General features: G+C 30.2%; 15 protein-coding genes. 6 read left to right on the top strand and 9 right to left on the bottom strand.

Translation table 11 applies throughout. The features are described from left to right. Window positions 1-123: 123 nt before the first annotated feature. Window positions 124-1,737, bottom strand: a complete 1,614-nt coding sequence (locus OD91_RS03230) for a CTP synthase (protein WP_144894961.1) — start codon at window positions 1,735-1,737, stop codon at window positions 124-126. Between the two features lie 220 nt (window positions 1,738-1,957). On the opposite strand from OD91_RS03230, the gene OD91_RS03225 reads away from it, so the two are divergent. The 3 genes from OD91_RS03225 to carB all read left to right on the top strand — a co-directional run bounded on the left by OD91_RS03225 (window position 1,958) and on the right by carB (window position 5,859). Continuing rightward, complete coding sequence (locus tag OD91_RS03225) at window positions 1,958-2,617, top strand: hypothetical protein (protein ID WP_144894960.1); 660 nt, start codon at window positions 1,958-1,960, stop codon at window positions 2,615-2,617. A gap of 118 nt (window positions 2,618-2,735) precedes the next feature. Next, window positions 2,736-2,897, top strand: coding sequence for a 50S ribosomal protein L34 (rpmH, locus tag OD91_RS03220; RefSeq protein ID WP_144894959.1), 162 nt, complete (start codon window positions 2,736-2,738; stop codon window positions 2,895-2,897). 106 nt (window positions 2,898-3,003) lie between these two features. Then, window positions 3,004-5,859: a carbamoyl-phosphate synthase large subunit gene (gene carB / locus OD91_RS03215; RefSeq protein WP_144894958.1), complete on the top strand. Its 2,856-nt coding sequence runs from the start codon at window positions 3,004-3,006 to the stop codon at window positions 5,857-5,859. Between the two features lie 46 nt (window positions 5,860-5,905). Here the strand turns inward: carB and OD91_RS03210 are convergent, their stop codons facing one another. Continuing rightward, complete coding sequence (locus OD91_RS03210; protein ID WP_144894957.1) at window positions 5,906-6,361, bottom strand: nuclear transport factor 2 family protein; 456 nt, start codon at window positions 6,359-6,361, stop codon at window positions 5,906-5,908. 146 nt (window positions 6,362-6,507) lie between these two features. Further along, on the bottom strand, window positions 6,508-6,888 hold the full coding sequence (locus tag OD91_RS03205) for a 6-phosphogluconate dehydrogenase (RefSeq protein ID WP_144894956.1): 381 nt from the start codon (window positions 6,886-6,888) through the stop codon (window positions 6,508-6,510). Between the two features lie 106 nt (window positions 6,889-6,994). On the opposite strand from OD91_RS03205, the gene OD91_RS03200 reads away from it, so the two are divergent. Then, complete coding sequence (locus OD91_RS03200; RefSeq protein ID WP_144894955.1) at window positions 6,995-7,792, top strand: choice-of-anchor V domain-containing protein; 798 nt, start codon at window positions 6,995-6,997, stop codon at window positions 7,790-7,792. 100 nt (window positions 7,793-7,892) lie between these two features. Continuing rightward, window positions 7,893-9,068: a GlmU family protein gene (locus tag OD91_RS03195; protein WP_144894954.1), complete on the top strand. Its 1,176-nt coding sequence runs from the start codon at window positions 7,893-7,895 to the stop codon at window positions 9,066-9,068. 88 nt (window positions 9,069-9,156) lie between these two features. Here OD91_RS03195 and OD91_RS03190 read toward each other — a convergent pair whose 3' ends face one another. The 5 genes from OD91_RS03190 to OD91_RS03170 form a co-directional block, all read right to left on the bottom strand. Continuing rightward, entirely contained in the window at window positions 9,157-9,882 is a 726-nt protein-coding gene (locus tag OD91_RS03190; protein WP_186434386.1) for a head GIN domain-containing protein, read from the bottom strand. Window positions 9,883-9,901: 19 nt separating this feature from the next. Continuing rightward, window positions 9,902-10,987, bottom strand: coding sequence for a hypothetical protein (locus OD91_RS03185; RefSeq protein WP_144894952.1), 1,086 nt, complete (start codon window positions 10,985-10,987; stop codon window positions 9,902-9,904). Continuing rightward, on the bottom strand, window positions 10,971-11,501 hold the full coding sequence (locus tag OD91_RS03180) for a hypothetical protein (RefSeq protein WP_144894951.1): 531 nt from the start codon (window positions 11,499-11,501) through the stop codon (window positions 10,971-10,973). The genes OD91_RS03185 and OD91_RS03180 overlap by 17 nt, the downstream gene beginning before the upstream one ends. Further along, entirely contained in the window at window positions 11,491-12,057 is a 567-nt protein-coding gene (locus OD91_RS03175) for an RNA polymerase sigma factor (RefSeq protein WP_144894950.1), read from the bottom strand. The genes OD91_RS03180 and OD91_RS03175 overlap by 11 nt, the downstream gene beginning before the upstream one ends. Window positions 12,058-12,213: 156 nt before the next feature. Continuing rightward, window positions 12,214-13,617 carry a T9SS type A sorting domain-containing protein gene (locus OD91_RS03170; protein WP_144894949.1) on the bottom strand — a complete coding sequence of 468 codons (1,404 nt, stop codon included), beginning with the start codon at window positions 13,615-13,617 and terminating at the stop codon, window positions 12,214-12,216. 282 nt (window positions 13,618-13,899) lie between these two features. On the opposite strand from OD91_RS03170, the gene lon reads away from it, so the two are divergent. Further along, complete coding sequence (gene lon / locus OD91_RS03165; protein ID WP_144894948.1) at window positions 13,900-16,356, top strand: endopeptidase La; 2,457 nt, start codon at window positions 13,900-13,902, stop codon at window positions 16,354-16,356. Between the two features lie 53 nt (window positions 16,357-16,409). Here lon and OD91_RS03160 read toward each other — a convergent pair whose 3' ends face one another. Then, window positions 16,410-17,768: a hypothetical protein gene (locus OD91_RS03160; protein ID WP_144894947.1), complete on the bottom strand. Its 1,359-nt coding sequence runs from the start codon at window positions 17,766-17,768 to the stop codon at window positions 16,410-16,412. Between the last annotated feature and the right edge of the window lie 22 nt (window positions 17,769-17,790).

Below are 17,790 nucleotides of genomic sequence, written 5' to 3'. Positions count from 1 at the left end.
TTGTCATTTTTTCTTTTCTGTAAATTTTGAAAAGCCGACAAATGTAGCAAAAGTGTGTTGTTTTTAGTTGATTTTACTACGATTTAATTTGATACTATAGTTCGTTCAAACAGTGTTCCGTTTTTACTTTTTAGATTGTTTTAAAGCTGCTTTAATAAAATCTACAAATAAAGGATGCGGATTTAATACGGTACTTTTATATTCTGGATGATATTGTACACCAACAAACCAAGGATGATTAGGCAATTCAATAATTTCTACCAAACCAGTTTTTGGATTGATTCCGGTAGCTTTCATTCCAGCTGCTTCAATCTGATCTAAATAATCGTTGTTAAATTCGTATCTGTGTCTGTGGCGCTCGCTAATTAATTCTGATTTATATGCCTGATAAACTTTAGAATCTTTTATTAATGAACAATTCCAAGCACCTAAACGCATCGTTCCCCCTTTTTCGGTAACATTTTTTTGTTCTTCCATTAAATTAATAACAGGGTGCTTTGTACTTTTATTCATTTCTGTAGAAAATGCATTTTCTAATCCCAATACATTTCTAGAAAATTCTATTACAGCCATTTGCATCCCTAAACAAATCCCTAAGAATGGAATGTTATTTTCTCTAGCGTACTTTACAGCTTTAATTTTTCCTTCAATTCCTCTATCACCAAAACCAGGAGCAACTAATATTCCGTTTAACTCTTCTAATTTCTTTTCTACGTTTTTAGGCGATAAACTTTCGGAATGAATCCATCTAACTTTTACTTTAGTTTCATTAGAAGAACCTGCATGTATAAAAGCTTCTGTAATAGATTTATAAGAATCGTGTAATTCTACATATTTACCAATCAAACCAATTTCTATGGTAGATTTTGGGTTTTTATGCTTGGTAACAAAATCGTTCCACTTTAAAAGTTTCGGTTGTTTTTCTGATGATAACTCTAATTTGTTTAAAACTACTTTATCTAAACCTTCTTCAAACATTAAGTTAGGAACGTCGTAAATAGTTTCTGCATCAATAGATTGAATAACATCTTCTTTTTTAACATTACAAAACAATGCTAGTTTACGTTTAATGTCATCAGAAATTTGATGTTCTGTTCTACACACTAAAATATTAGGACTCACACCACTTTGCATTAACATTTTTACAGAGTGTTGTGTAGGCTTTGTTTTTAATTCGCCAGCCGCAGCTAAATAGGGAACTAGTGTTAAATGAATAACGATAGCATTTTCTTCACCTTTTTCCCATAAAAGCTGTCTTACAGACTCTACATAAGGTAAAGATTCTATATCACCAACAGTTCCACCAATTTCAGTAATGATGATGTCATAATCGCCAGTTTCGCCTAAAAGTTGAATTCTATGCTTTATTTCATCAGTAATATGCGGAATTACCTGAACAGTTTTTCCTAAAAACTCACCTTTTCGTTCCTTATTAATTACCGATTGATAAATTTTTCCAGTGGTTACATTATTTGCTTGACTTGTTGGAATGTTTAAAAAACGCTCGTAATGACCCAAATCTAAATCGGTTTCTGCGCCATCATCTGTAACATAACACTCACCATGTTCGTACGGATTTAAAGTACCTGGGTCTATATTAATATAAGGATCTAGTTTTTGGATGGTTACAGAGTAGCCTCTTTCTTGTAAGAGTTTAGCTAATGATGCTGCAATGATTCCTTTTCCAAGTGATGAAGTTACGCCTCCGGTTACAAAAACGTATTTAGTATTACTCATGCTATTCTTAGGTTTGCACAAAAGTACTAACTCTAGATTTTATCACAAATAAAAAGACCTTTTATTTGTAATAAATAATTATATTGGGAAGCATTTCGATTATTAAGTTGGATTAGGAGTTGGTTATATTCATTTTATAAATCAAAAATATTTTAGAACTTTTGATAACAATGGTATAGTAATAGATTTACATGTTAGAATAGGATATAATTTTTGAAATTTGAAAAATAATTATTTACTTTTTTTATGTTTTATTGTTTTTACCTCTTGTTATGTTATTCCGAGTTTTCAAGCACCAAGTTATCATTATAATTATGCTACTTTTAATAAAGGTTTAGATTACGATGGTAAAAAATACTTGCTGAATCCTACCAATTATAAAACAAATGAGCTTTCAAAAGGTATTTATTCGCCTATTATAACTAAGTTTTTCAAAAAGAAATTAGGTGGGAACCTTTATGAAAATTTAGAAGTTAAAGATGACAATGGAAAAGTATTAATTCCTTTTGATTTTAATTATGAAATAACAGATAGCCAGATTGCTTTTTTAAAACAGAATACAGATCTTGATTATATTATTTTAACTAAAATGTTAAGTTTAGAACACGCAAAAAACGAAAAATTAAATAGAGTAGATGAAAGGCGGTTTAAATTAGCAAGAACAGGGGGTATTTCTTTTATTAAAATTTTAGACATTAAAACAAAGAGTGTTTTAATAGAATTGAGTTGTTCTGCGACAGTTATTGTTAATAGGAATATGCTGGAAGATTTAGAAGCCGAAAACCAGAATAGAGCACCAAAACAGCAATTTTCAATCTATAAAAGTTCAAAAAAGTTAAGAGAAAAATCAATAAAAATGCTACTAAAAAAAATGAAATAATTTTTTTTAAAATAGTGTTTGCTTAAAACAAAACTAGTTGTATATTTGCACACGCTTTAAACGAGGTAATTAATTAGAGCCGAAAAATAATTTAAGAAGATATTTAAAAATACATATAATGCCAAAAAGAACGTATCAACCATCGAAGAGAAAGAGAAGAAATAAACATGGTTTCATGGAAAGAATGGCTTCTGCTAATGGTAGAAAAGTTTTAGCTCGTAGAAGAGCAAAAGGAAGAAAGAAAATATCTGTTTCATCTGAAGCTAGACCAAAAAGATAAATGATTAACAATTGTTAATATATAGGTGTTACTTTTTTAAGTAACACCTTTTTTTATACCCAAACACTAATTATTTTTACAACTTCATATAACACAACAACTTACAATGCCAAAAAGAAAAGACCTTAAATCCATCTTAATTATTGGTTCAGGACCTATTGTTATCGGTCAAGCATGCGAATTTGACTACTCTGGTTCACAATCTTTAAGATCATTAAGAGAAGATGGAATAGAAACAATTCTTATCAATTCTAATCCCGCAACTATTATGACAGATCCTTCAATGGCGGATCATGTGTACTTGTTGCCATTAACAACAAAATCAATCATTCAAATCTTAAAAGAGCATCCACAAATTGATGCGGTTTTACCAACAATGGGTGGTCAAACAGCATTGAATCTGTGTATTGAAGCTGATGATAAAGGAATTTGGAAAGATTTTGATGTACAATTAATTGGTGTAGATATTGATGCTATTAATGTAACAGAAGATAGAGAGCAGTTTAGAGAATTGATGTTAAAGATTGATGTGCCAATGGCGCCACAAGCTACAGCAACATCGTTCTTAAAAGGAAAAGAAATAGCACAAGAGTTTGGTTTTCCTTTGGTAATTCGTTCTTCATATACGTTGGGTGGAGCAGGAGCATCTATTGTTTACGATCCAGAAGATTTTGATGAATTATTAAGTAGAGGTTTAGAAGCATCTCCGATTCATGAAGTGATGATTGATAAAGCAATGATGGGTTGGAAGGAATACGAACTTGAATTATTGCGTGATAAAAATGATAACGTAGTTATTATTTGTTCTATCGAAAATATGGATCCAATGGGAATTCATACTGGAGATTCAATTACTGTTGCGCCAGCAATGACATTATCTGATAAGACCTATCAGAAAATGCGTGACATGGCAATTCATATGATGCGTTCTATCGGAGATTTTGAAGGTGGATGTAACGTGCAATTTGCGGTTTCACCTGATGAAAAAGAAGATATTATTGCGATAGAAATTAATCCACGAGTATCAAGATCATCAGCATTAGCTTCAAAAGCAACAGGATATCCTATTGCAAAAGTAGCTACAAAATTAGCGATTGGGTATTCTTTAGATGAATTAGAAAACGGAATTACAAAATCTACATCTGCTTTATTTGAGCCAACTTTAGATTATGTTATTGTAAAAATACCACGTTGGAATTTTGATAAATTCGAAGGTTCTGACAGAACTTTAGGATTACAAATGAAAGCCGTAGGAGAAGTAATGGGAATTGGACGTTCGTTCCAGGAAGCATTACACAAAGCAACTCAATCTTTAGAGATTAAACGTAATGGTTTAGGTGCAGACGGAAAAGGATATACAAATTATAATCAGATTATTGATAAATTAACCAATGCAAGTTGGGATCGTGTTTTTGCAATCTACGATGCAATTGCTATGGGAATTCCTTTAAGTCAGATTTATGATATCACAAAAATTGACATGTGGTATTTAAAACAATATGAAGAGTTGTTTCAGTTAGAAAAAGAAATTTCTACCTATACAATTGATACTATTGAAAGAGATTTATTATTAGAAGCTAAACAAAAAGGATACGGAGATAGACAAATAGCGCACATGCTAAAATGTTTAGAAAGCGAAGTATATACTAAAAGAGAAGATTTAAAAGTACAACGTGTTTTTAAATTAGTAGATACCTGTGCTGCCGAGTTTAAAGCAAAAACTCCTTATTATTATTCAACTTTCGAAAATGAAATTGAAACTGCTGATGGAGAAATTATCATCGCAAACGAAAGTATTGTCACTGAAAAGAAAAAAATAATAGTTTTAGGTTCTGGGCCAAATAGAATTGGACAAGGAATTGAGTTCGATTACTGTTGTGTTCATGGAGTATTAGCAGCTGCAGAGTGTGGTTATGAAACTATTATGATTAACTGTAATCCAGAAACGGTTTCTACAGATTTTGATACCGCAGATAAATTATACTTTGAACCAGTTTTTTGGGAACATATTTACGACATCATTCGTCATGAAAAACCAGAAGGAGTTATTGTACAATTAGGTGGACAAACGGCTTTAAAACTTGCTGAGAAGTTAACCAAATACGGAATAAAAATTATTGGAACTTCTTTTGAAGCACTTGATATTGCTGAAGATAGAGGAAGATTTTCATCAATGTTAAAAGATAATAAGATTCCTTATCCAGAATTCGGAATTGCAGAAACAGCAGATGAAGCTTTACAATTAGCTGATGAATTAAATTTCCCGATTTTAGTAAGACCTTCATACGTTTTAGGGGGTCAAGGAATGAAAATTGTTATCAACAAAGAAGAATTGGTTGAACATGTAGTAGATTTATTAGGAAGAATGCCTGGTAATAAATTGCTGTTAGATCATTATTTAGATGGTGCCATTGAAGCAGAAGCAGATGCAATTTGTGATGCCGATGGAAATGTGTATATCATTGGTATTATGGAGCATATAGAGCCTTGTGGAATTCACTCTGGAGATTCTAATGCTACGTTACCAGCATTTAATTTGGGAGAATTTGTATTGCAACAAATTAAAGATCACACTCATACGATTGCTAGAGAACTGAAAACTGTAGGTTTAATAAATGTTCAGTTTGCTATAAAAGATGATATCGTTTATATTATAGAAGCAAACCCTAGAGCGTCTAGAACAGTGCCTTTTATTGCAAAAGCATATAAAGAACCTTATGTAAATTATGCAACTAAAGTAATGTTGGGTGATAAGAAAGTAACAGATTTTAATTTCAATCCGCAGTTAGATGGTTTCGCAATTAAACAACCAGTCTTTTCTTTTAACAAGTTTCCGAATGTAAATAAGAAACTAGGGCCAGAGATGAAATCTACTGGAGAAAGTATTCTTTTTATTGATAGTTTAAAAGACGATGATTTTTACGATTTATATTCTAGACGTAAAATGTATTTAAACAAGTAATATTTATTTTATGCAAATTTTAAAGCGACCAATTCGGTTGCTTTTTTTAATGTTTATTTTTATCAGGAATTGCCATTGTATGGTTAGCAATTAAATAGCATTTTCCGTCTTTTTCTGTATACGTTCTCATAAAACTATATGTGATCGGTTTTGGTCCTCTATCAATAATTGTGTAGCCGTTAACGACTCCAGTTGAACCATAAATTATCACATTTACATTTTTAGAGGTTCTAGATTTGGTGTTACGATTATTATTTTTTACATGTCTTTTAACCCTTTCTAAAACAGCAGACTTATCATCAATTGTATTAGCATGATTATGAACCCAGATGTAGTCTTCAGCTAATAACTTACTAATAAAATCATAATCCAATTCTAATTGTGCTTTTTCCCATGAAGCATCTAACTTTTTAAGCTTGTTTGACTCCATACATTTTTCTTGGGCTACAACATTTATAGAGTTGAAAACCAGGAATATTGTTGCAAAAATTATTTTTTTCATTTTTTTATATGATTAGATTCAAATTTCCTAAAACGAATATGTTAAGTAACTTGTTTTAAATATTTATAACAAAAGTCAATCATGTTAGACTTTTTTTATGAAAGTCAACATATAAGTATAACTTTAATTCAACACTTTCATGTGTTTTAGTCATTTTTTTGAACTCCTCTAAAATGGGGTGATTGCTCTTCTTCTATTTTTGTAATAAAGTAATTGGTATCACCAAGCCAGAATAAAGAGCCAAATCGTTCTTTATAAGTAACTTTTACATAACGTCCTTGAAATAACTGCATGTTTTTTATTACTATCTCTTCTTTATCTTCTATAGAAAATTTAAAAATTTGTGCTCCAGAAACTCCTTGACTTATTTCTCCTTCCCAAGTTTTTATTAAAAGACCTTTTTTACTAATTTTTATTAATTCACCAGATCGAACCCCTTCACTGTAAGGAACATAATATACAAATGCATAATAGAGTGCAGCAACAATAAATATTGTGGTAAGTATAATGGCTAAAATTTTCTTCATATCACAAATATAAGGATGATTAAAAAATAATTCATTAAATTTATAGAATCTGACGAAAGGTATTTTCTTATTTTTCAACATATTTTATAATTAAAAACTACTACTTATGAAAAAAAACTACATTTTTAAAACGATTTTATTTTTAATTCCGGTTACAGCATTTATTATGATGTCTGCATCAGCAGGAAGAGATGGTGGAGGTTGGTCAAGTTCACCTGGAGATGATAATAAAACATGTACATCATGTCATTTAACATCAAATGCAGGGGATTTTGGCGCTACAGTTACATTACAAACTGAAGTACCAGCAGAAGGTTATTCATTAAATACATCTTATGGTTTACAAATAGACATGACAAGTTCTTCTAATTCAAGACATGGTTTTCAAATTACAGCAGAAAAGGAAAGTGATGGTTCTAAAATAGGAACTTTTACAGTTGGAGGTTCAGATACTCAATTAGTTAATTCAGGTACACATGTAACACATACAACTTCTGGAAATTCTCAAAAAACATGGAATCTTAATTGGAAAGCTCCAGCAACAGATCAAGGAGCTATTAAGTTCTATGTAGCAGCAATCGCAGGGAATGGTTCTGGAACATCTGGTGACCAAGTTGTAACTGCAACATCATCAAGCTTTAGTGTTTTAGGTATAGCAGAAGCAAAGAAATTAAATTTTTCTATGTATCCAAATCCTGCAAAAGATAGAGTACAAGTTCGATTGTCAAATAGAGAACAAAATGCACTAGTAACTATTTCTGATTATACTGGAAAAACAGTTCAAAAAAGACAAGTTTCTTCATCAGACAATAGTTTAGATATTTCAAACTTAGCATCTGGAGTATATATTATGAAGATTTCTTCTGATGGAAAAGTTGGTACTAAAAAGCTTATCAAAAGATAACTATTTAAAATAAATTAAATAAGAAACCGATTGTTAGATAACAATCGGTTTTTTTTATACAGTAATTAAAGTATTTTTGTTGTAGCAGAAAAAAATAAATATGAATTATATTTTGTTTGATGGCGACGTAAGAAATTCGCTTTTACCCTTTACTTATACCAGACCAGTTGCAGATATTAGAATTGGTATTTTAACCATTAGAGAGAAATGGGAGAAATATCTTGGACAAACCACAACAACTATTACGGAAGAATATTTAGAAGAAAAATATCCGATGGTAGAAATGGAAGAAAACGTTTTAATTAACGCTTCTTTTTTACCAACAAAAAAAATGTTTGACCTAGTGAAAAGTTTATCTAAAAATCAAGCTATTTTTAAAGGTGATGATGTTATTGCTTTTTTTACTACGGATGCTCAGGAAGAAGTGAATTTTGATGAATATGAGCACATTGAATTTGATGAAGAAATTCTACAAGTTAAAAATACCTGGGATATTTTTTCTTTAAATGAAAAAGCTATTCAACAAGACTTTGATTTATTAACCGAAGGACGAAAGTCTCAACCAATTCCTGAAGGAACAAAAACCTTGCACAAAGAGAATATTTTTATAGAAGAAGGAGCAGAAATTATTTTTGCGAATTTAAATGCATCTGAAGGACCTATTTATATTGGAAAAGACACATTAATTATGGAAAATTCTTCTATTAGAGGTCCTTTCGCGATGTGTGATAATGCAGTGGTGAAGATGGGAGCAAAAATATATAAAGGAACTACATTAGGCCCTTTTTGTAAAGTAGGAGGAGAGATTGGTAATTCGGTTTTATTTGGGTATTCAAGTAAAGGACATGATGGTTATTTAGGAAATTCTGTTTTAGGAGAATGGTGTAATATAGGTGCGGATTCTAACAATTCTAACTTAAAGAATAACTATGCAGAAGTAAAATTATGGAATTATGAAAGTGGTAGATTTACTAAAACAGGACTGCAATTTTGTGGGTTAATGATGGGAGATCATTCTAAATGCGGAATTAATACTATGTTTAATACTGGAACGGTAGTTGGAGTTTCTGCAAATATTTACGGAAGTGGTTTTCCAAGAAATTTTATTCCATCATTTAGTTGGGGTGGAGCAGCAGGATTTACTAATTATCAATTAAAAAAAGTATTTGAAGTTGCAACTGTAGTGATGAAAAGAAGAAGTATTGATTTTGACGAAAAAGACAAACAAATATTAGAGCACGTTTTTGAACTAACGCAACAATATCGAAACTATTAATAGTTAGTTCAAAAGTTAAAAAGCCGTAAAATGATATTCATTTTACGGCTTTTTAAGTCTTCCTTTTTGGAAGGTTTAGATGGAATTTTTAGTTTCTACTAATTACATCTCCAGAACCTACAGATTTGCTATCAATTTTAGGATTTCCTTTGTAATAAATACTTCCAGAACCTACAACGCTAGCTTTAATTTTATTTTTTACAGATGTTCTAATACTACCCGAACCAGCGATACTCGCTTTTAAAGAATTAGCATCTAATTCATAGGCTTTAATGCTGCCAGAACCAGCAATAGAACATTTAAAAGAGTCAGTTTTTCCGCTTAATTTAATGTTTCCAGAACCACCAATCGATGATTTTACATGATTAGCATCTACATTAACTCTAATGTCTCCAGATCCTCCTAAGCTAAAAGAAACATCTTCTCCTTTAATAACTCCTTCGTTTGAAATATTACCAGAACCTCCAAGTGAAACTTTATCAATATCTTTATAAGGTACTGTAACTGTTAATTTTCTTGTAGTTCTAACATTAACGTTTTTCTCGTATTTAATTTTTAAAGTTCCGTTTCTAACTTCAGTTATGATATAAGGAATAATATTTTCTTCTCCTTTAATGGTTATTTTTCCTTCTTTACCTTTCACTAAAATTACATCAAAAGATCCACCTACACTTACACCTTCATAATCTGAAGTTGTTCTATTTTTAGTTACTACATTTCCATTTCCTCGAACCTTTTCGCTATTCCACCAACTTTGTGCAGTTACATTAAAGCAAAGTGTTAAAAGTAAGCTTGTTATGATTAGTTTTTTCATGATCGTATTATTTTTGTTTTTATTGATATTTTTCTTTGATACTAACTCCGCCATATTGTGAGTTTATTCTTATAGTTGAATTTGATTTACCTTTTCCATAAGTACCTTCATAATATTTTTTAGAAGATTTTACAATCTTTTTATAGAAATCAAAATTACCATCACTACTAAGACCAGCGTATTGTAAGTCTATGATAAAATTGAAGCTATTACCAGGTTCTAACCCAATAGTTACTCCTGCATATTGACTTGAAATATCAATTTTTTCAAAACCTTTCTTTAATTTTTTAATTTTAATACTTCCGTAGTCAGTATCAACAACTAAACTTTTGCTTAGTGTTCCAAAGCGCATACTAGTATAATCACTATTTCCTTTAACAGTATTAACTTCATCTATAGAAACATTACCATAATCGGCATTGAAATTGATATTATTTACCTTTCCAAATTCTGTAGTTGAATAATCTGTGTTTAACTTCACATCACCAGATTCATCAATTGTTAATTTAGAATAATCGATATTAACATTTCCGTTTTTCATATAAGAGATCGTAGATCTAGAACAGTAATCTAAATTGATTTTATTTACATCATTTCTTAATTCGCCTATTTCAATTTTACCATAATCACAGTTGATATATCCTTTTCCTGACAATTTATCTAAATAGATATTACCATAATCGTTATCTAAATCTACATTATTGCTTTCGGGCATTTTTATAGTATAATTTATCTTATAACTAATATTTTTACTTTTACCCCACCAACTCCAATTATTTCTTTTGCCTTCAATAATAGTTTTGGCTTCAACTAAACTAGCACTTGCATTAAAGTTTACATCTATACTTTCTAATTTTTCTTCAACACGATCTAAATCATACCCTTTAACGGTAATTTTTACTTCAATTTCTACTTTATTTTTGTTCCATGTAGTAACATTAATATTACCGTATTTGTTGTCTATAAGAACAGTAGCATCACTATTTACTGAATATTCTTTCTTTATTGTTTTGCTTTTTTCTTGTTTCTTTTTATCAATATTAAAACCAAAACTAATTGCTGGTATTAATAAAGCGAATAGAAAAGTTTTATATATATTCTTCATTGTATTCTAATTTTGTATTTTTTATTAACTCTATTTGTTTTAAAACTTCTTCTAAGATTTCTAAACGTTGTTGATAGTTATTTATCATTGCATAAATAATTTCTTTTTGATTTTCTGTGTTTTTTAATTCTTTAGTAAAAGCGTTGTAATCATCTTCTAAATCTTCTAATCTTTCTAATGCATGTTCAATAATTTCTTCGGTTTCCAAACTTCTAAATTTCTCTACTTCTTTTAATTCTTGATGAAGTGTTGAAACAAAGTAAGTTTGTACTTCCTCCATTTTTGGAGAAACATCTGCCAAGTCTAAACTATCTTTTTGTTGATTATTGTTACCCAACCAAAATCCGATTAGCAATACTACAGACGCAGCAACACTTAACCATTTCCAAGAAGTTTTCTTTTGAGGATTGTTTTGTTGTTGTAATTTTCTTTGGAATCTATCTAAATGACCAGAATGAGGTTCATTATTGTCAAAGTTATTATCAGAAAAAAATTGATGTAATTTATCTTCCATATACTTGTGTTTTATTAGTTTCTGCAATTATTAATTGCTTTAATTTTTTCTTGGCTCTAGAAATTGTGGTTCTCACATTTTCATTGGTATAATTTAATATTTGGGCAATTTCTTCATAATCAAACCCTTCAATTAAATTTAAATTTAAAACCATTCTATAATTGTCCTTTAAACTGTTCATTTTTTCTTGAACTTGGCTAACATTTAAAAGACTATAGTTAATGGATTCTTCTTCAATTTCTCGATTCGGAATCACTTCTAGTTTTATTTCATTGTATTTATTATTCTTTTTTAATTGTGTCAAACTTTTATTGATTACAATTCTTTTTAACCATGCTCCAAAAGCCACTTCTCCTTTAAAAGTATTCAACTTTGTGAAAGCTGTTAAGAACGATTCTTGCATAATATCTTCAGCTTCAAATTCATCTCTCAAAATTCTGTGTGCAGTATTATACATAGCCTTATAATAGTCTTTGTATAACTGCATTTGAGCATTCTGATCTCCGTTTTTGCAGCGTTCTAATAGTTGGTTGGTATGTTGATTGTAAGCTTCCAATGAAACGTTTCTGTACTAATGACCATTCACTTTTTAATTTGTGACAGTTTGATTGGAATAAATGTAGGTTTTTTAAAAGTAAACAATTTAAAATTAGGTAAAAAAAAACAGTAACCGATTAAGTTACTGTTTTGTGTGATTTATTTATAAGAAAAATTATCTCTTAATTAGTTTAAAAGTTTTTACAGAATTCTGATTGCTGATTCTTAGAAAATAGATACCCTTAGATAAAGAGTGGTTTTTTAAATCTATAGTTACTTTTTGAGAATTCTCAACATTTTTATTTAAAATAAGTTGTCCGTTAATATTTAATAACGAAATCTTTCTTTTTTCTATGGTTGACTTAAAATCAATCGTAATTTCTTTATCAACTATCGTAGGATAGACACTAATTTTATCAAAAGTAACATCATTTATTGATGCTGTTGTATTTTTAACTGGGTATAGAGTACCACCTTTTGGTACCATATTAGTTCCCATGTCTTTAAAATTTGTATATGGATTACTAGGACTCTGTTCAAAAGGACCATTATAAATTTTAGAATCATCAGACCAAGGTGTCGCACCATTATGATTTAATTCTTTACACGTATTTTTATAAACAAAGTTTGGTTTCCTAGAAATAGGATGTTGAGTAGACCACGGTCCCATAATTGCATAATAATTAGGTGAACTATTAGGCATATCTGCAGGTAACGTAATATTGTTTTGTTCTATTAGGTTATCACCTCCGTCGTCTTTATGAAAACTAAATTCTTGATTAAAATTATTTTTATAAATTACGTTGTATTTAGTATCTGGTTCTTGACTTGATATATGCCTTAATTGAGTTACAGAATTATTATAAATAAGATTGTCTGAACCGCCTATATGAAAGTAACCATTCCAACCTCCACCTTTATTATGTACACCTTTAATATTACATCCACGAATTGTTACATGACTTGCCTTAATAACTAAAGGGTGCTTTGCGCTATTAATGATATCTACATTGTCAATCCAACAATTTTTAGAACCTCCTTGTATTACTATAGAATGATTATCATTTGTTGGTAATTGATTATTAACATCGTTATCTGCATTTTGCATCCATTTATATTTTGGCTCACCCCACCCACCAATAACGGTCATATTAGATATACCAGTGTTTTGACGATTCCAAAAATCAAATCCTTTGTCGCCAGACATGTTAATAGTACATATAACACCTTCTTTACTTTCACCAACTAAACTTTTACCAGTTCGCATATTTACCCTAGTAGTTATATTATATGTTCCATTAGGTAAATAAACATACTTTCCTACTGGACAACTTTCTATGGCTGCTTGGATACCAGCACTAGTAAATTCTGTTACAGTTGCACCTTTTTCTAAAGAACTTATAAATGGAATTCCACCTTCTACACCAGCTTTAGACCAACGATCCATTTGTGGCCAATTTGTATCTAATTTTGTTTGATCAAAAGTTACACCGGGATCACCAACTTCTAGTAATTGTGCAGTCGAAACACTAATAAATAATAAAGAGAAAAATATTGATATTGATATTTTTTTAATCATGATAAAAGTAATTTGTTATTGTAAATAGTCTTATAATATACTACAAAATTACAATACTTTGTGAAATTTTTTAGGGGACTCCTGTTTTTTTAATAGGAGATTTTTTAAAAAATAAATACTTATTGTGATTTTACTTAATTGGCATAACAATTGAAATTAAAGTATATATAGATTTGGTTATTTAATAGTATATAACTGATAATTAGAATTTTAAAAATAAATATTATTATTTCTTTTTTAGAAATAATAATATAAAATGTCATATTGACAGAAATAAAATTTATGAGCAAACCAAAAGTATTGCATTTAGACAATTTGTCGTTACAGAGTATGTTAAATGAAGATTCGGAATTAATTCCTTTAATGACACCTGAAGATGAAGAAATTATTAATAAAGAAAGTGTTCCAGATATTTTACCCATTCTTCCTTTAAGAAATACAGTGTTATTTCCAGGTGTAGTAATTCCAATTACGGCAGGAAGAGACAAATCAATTCAGCTAATAAAAGATGCTAATAAGGGAGATAAAATAATTGGAGTTGTTGCGCAAAAAAATGAAGAAGTAGAAGAGCCTACAAAAGACGATATCCATAAAACGGGTGTAGTTGCACAAATTTTAAGAGTTCTAAAAATGCCTGATGGTAACACAACCGTTATTATTCAAGGGAAAAAGCGTTTCGAAATTGAAACAGTTATTCAAAATGAACCTTATATAAAAGCTACAGTAAAAGAAGCTGTTGAAGAAAAAGATGTTGATGATAAAAAAGAGTTTAAAGCGATTATAGATTCTATTAAAGAGATTGCTTTAGAAGTAATAAAAGAGAATCCGATGTTGCCTTCAGAGGCTTCATTTGCAATTAAAAATATTCAATCAGATTCTTTTTTGGTGAATTTTATTTCATCAAATATGGATTTAAGTGTCATGCAAAAACAAGTTGTTTTAGAAAAAGACAATTTAAAAGAACGTGCATTATTAACACTTAAAAACTTAAATAAAGAATTACAAAAGCTTCAATTAAAAAATGATATTCAGTCTAAAACAAGAACAGATTTAGATCAACAACAACGTGAATATTATTTAAATCAGCAATTAAAAACCATTCAAGAAGAATTAGGTGGAGTTTCTAACGATCAAGAGTTAGAAGAGATGCGTGTACAAGGTAAAAAGAAGAAGTGGACAAAAGAAGTAGGAGAGACTTTTGATAAAGAATTGGCTCGTTTACGAAGAATGAATCCACAAATGGCAGAATATGGCGTGCAACGTAATTATTTGGAGTTGATGTTAGAGTTGCCTTGGGGTGAATATTCTGAAGATAAATTCGATTTAAAAAGAGCTACAAAAATATTAGATAGAGATCATTTTGGACTAGAAAAAGTAAAAGAACGTATCATAGAACATTTAGCGGTTTTAAAGTTAAAAGGTGATATGAAATCGCCAATTATCTGTTTATACGGCCCTCCAGGAGTTGGGAAAACTTCGTTGGGAAAATCTGTAGCAGAATCCTTAGGGCGTAAATATGTACGTATGTCTTTAGGTGGTTTACGAGACGAAGCAGAAATTCGCGGTCATAGAAAAACATATATTGGTGCGATGCCAGGGCGTTTGATTCAGAGTATTAAAAAAGCGAAGACGTCAAACCCAGTTTTTGTATTAGATGAGATTGATAAATTAGGACAAAGTCATCAAGGAGATCCTTCTTCAGCAATGTTAGAAGTTTTAGATCCTGAACAAAATACCGAGTTCTACGATAATTATTTAGAGGTGGGTTATGATTTATCTAAAGTACTTTTTATAGCTACTGCAAATAATTTAGGACAAATTCCTTGGGCGTTACGTGATAGAATGGAAATCATCAACGTTACTGGATATACCATTGAAGAAAAAGCAGAAATTGCAAAAAGGCATTTATTACCTAAGCAATTAAAAGAACACGGACTTACTGCAAAAGATTTAAAATTAGGAAAAGCACAGATAGAAAAAGTTGTTGAAGGATATACGAGAGAATCTGGAGTACGTGGGTTAGAAAAACAAATTGCAAAAGTAGTACGTTATGCAGCAAAATCGATTGCATTAGAAGAAGAATACGATATTGCTATAACAAATGATGATATTGAAACAATTTTAGGCCCAGCACGTTTAGAACGTGATAAATACGAAACAAACGATGTTGCCGGAGTTGTTACAGGTTTAGCGTGGACAAGTGTTGGTGGCGATATTTTGTTTATAGAATCTATTTTATCTAAAGGAAAAGGAAACTTAACCATTACAGGGAATTTAGGAAAAGTGATGAAAGAATCTGCAACCATTGCGATGGAATATATAAAAGCAAATGCTGATGATTTTGGAGTAAACCCTGAGATTTTAGAAAAATACAATGTACATGTTCATGTGCCAGAAGGCGCAACTCCAAAAGATGGTCCAAGTGCTGGTATTACTATGTTAACATCTTTAATATCTTCTTTTACGCAACGTAAAGTGAAAAATAAATTAGCCATGACTGGTGAAATTACCTTACGTGGAAAAGTATTACCTGTTGGCGGAATTAAAGAAAAAATATTGGCAGCGAAACGTGCTAATATTAAGGAGATTATTCTCTGTAACGAAAACAAAAAAGATATCTTAGAAATAAAAGAAAGTTACTTAAAAGGGTTAAAATTCCATTATGTAACTGATATGAGTGAAGTAATTGATATTGCACTCACCAAGCAAAAAGTTAAGAATGCTAAGAAATTAGTGTAATAAAAAAAAAACCTCCAATTGGAGGTTTTTTTATGTGTTTACTTGTCAATATTTTAAAAGTCTAAGCTAATACCAACGTAAGGTCTAACTTGATTTGTTGCTTTAAAAACTCCATTTTCATCTGCAGCAAAAGTCCATTGATAATCTACTCCAGCTTCCATAAAACGTCCTATTTTGTAGGTAACAATAAGATTAGCTAAAGACCTTTCGTCTAAAGTAAAAGCATCGCCTAAATCATTTAATCCCGCTTTAACATAAGTTCCTCTAGCTTTAAATCTTCCAATTTGTTTTGTTTCTAAATCTATACCAAGTATTGCTCTTCTACTGTTTGGATCAGAATTATCGATATCATCAGGAATTAATAAAGAACCGCCAATTTTAACAATTTTTAAAATTTCAGCACTTAAACTACCAAAAATTCCTTGCGACTTTTTAGCAGTTAGTAATTCTTGTAATCGTGCATCTTTATTAATTTCATATGCAAAATTAAAAAGTTGCGGAATATAATTATCGCCGTACCATTGTCTTTCTATTCTTGCATTCATTAAAACAGTATTTGCAATAAATCTAAAATCGGTTTCAACACCAATTGCGAAACCTGTACCAGCATCGTAAGCAACTAATGGGTTATCAGTAGCTAAAAGATTGTTTTTAGATAATTTACTATACTGAGCATCAAATGTTAAATTAATCATTTGTGTTCTTAAAAGACTTACGCCTAAATCAAAACTTGATGCTTTTACTCCATCAGCACTATATTTAGTGTTGATTGTTGGTGCTCCTTTTTCTTGAAAGTCATCATTATCCGTCACAAAACTAGCTCCGATTTCCATCGTTTTAATGATTGGAATATTACTTTTTCCAAATGGTTTTACAAAAGGTCTTATTCCTAACATTTTAGTAGATCCACTAAAGTTTAAGTCACTGTAAATTAATTCTAATCCAACAATTTTCTTGAAAAGAAAAGATGCACTAGCTCCAACCTTTCTACGTTCGAAAGAAGTAGCATTTGTGTAATTTCCAACTAAAGAACCAAAACCTAAGCGTTCACCACTTAAATCTCCAATTTTTATATAAACATTGTCGGTGTTTTTATTTCCGTATCTAAAAAAACGGATCATTCTTAGTACTCCAGCTCCATGTTTAAATTCTTCTGTTCTGATTTTTCCGCTAGTAACATCAAAAAGTAAAGGAACATCTAGGCCAAGTCCAATTTTCCCAAAAGAAAATTCAGGTTGAACTCTCATTCCGAAATAATTTTGACCATCAATACTGGTCAATCCAAGATTGGCATCAAAAACATTTTTTTTATCAAAAGCACTTTCAAAAGCACTTTCTAGGATGTCATCTTGAGCTTTACTTAATTGACAAAAGGTAATTGATAAAATAAGAAAGAGGATAGTCTTTTTCATAAGTTTAAATTTTAAAATATGC

It is taken from the genome of Lutibacter sp. Hel_I_33_5, from assembly GCF_007827455.1.
Taxonomy (GTDB): domain Bacteria; phylum Bacteroidota; class Bacteroidia; order Flavobacteriales; family Flavobacteriaceae; genus Polaribacter.
Note: the sequence above shows the minus strand (reverse complement) of the source record. Positions and strands in the feature narration are given on the sequence as shown.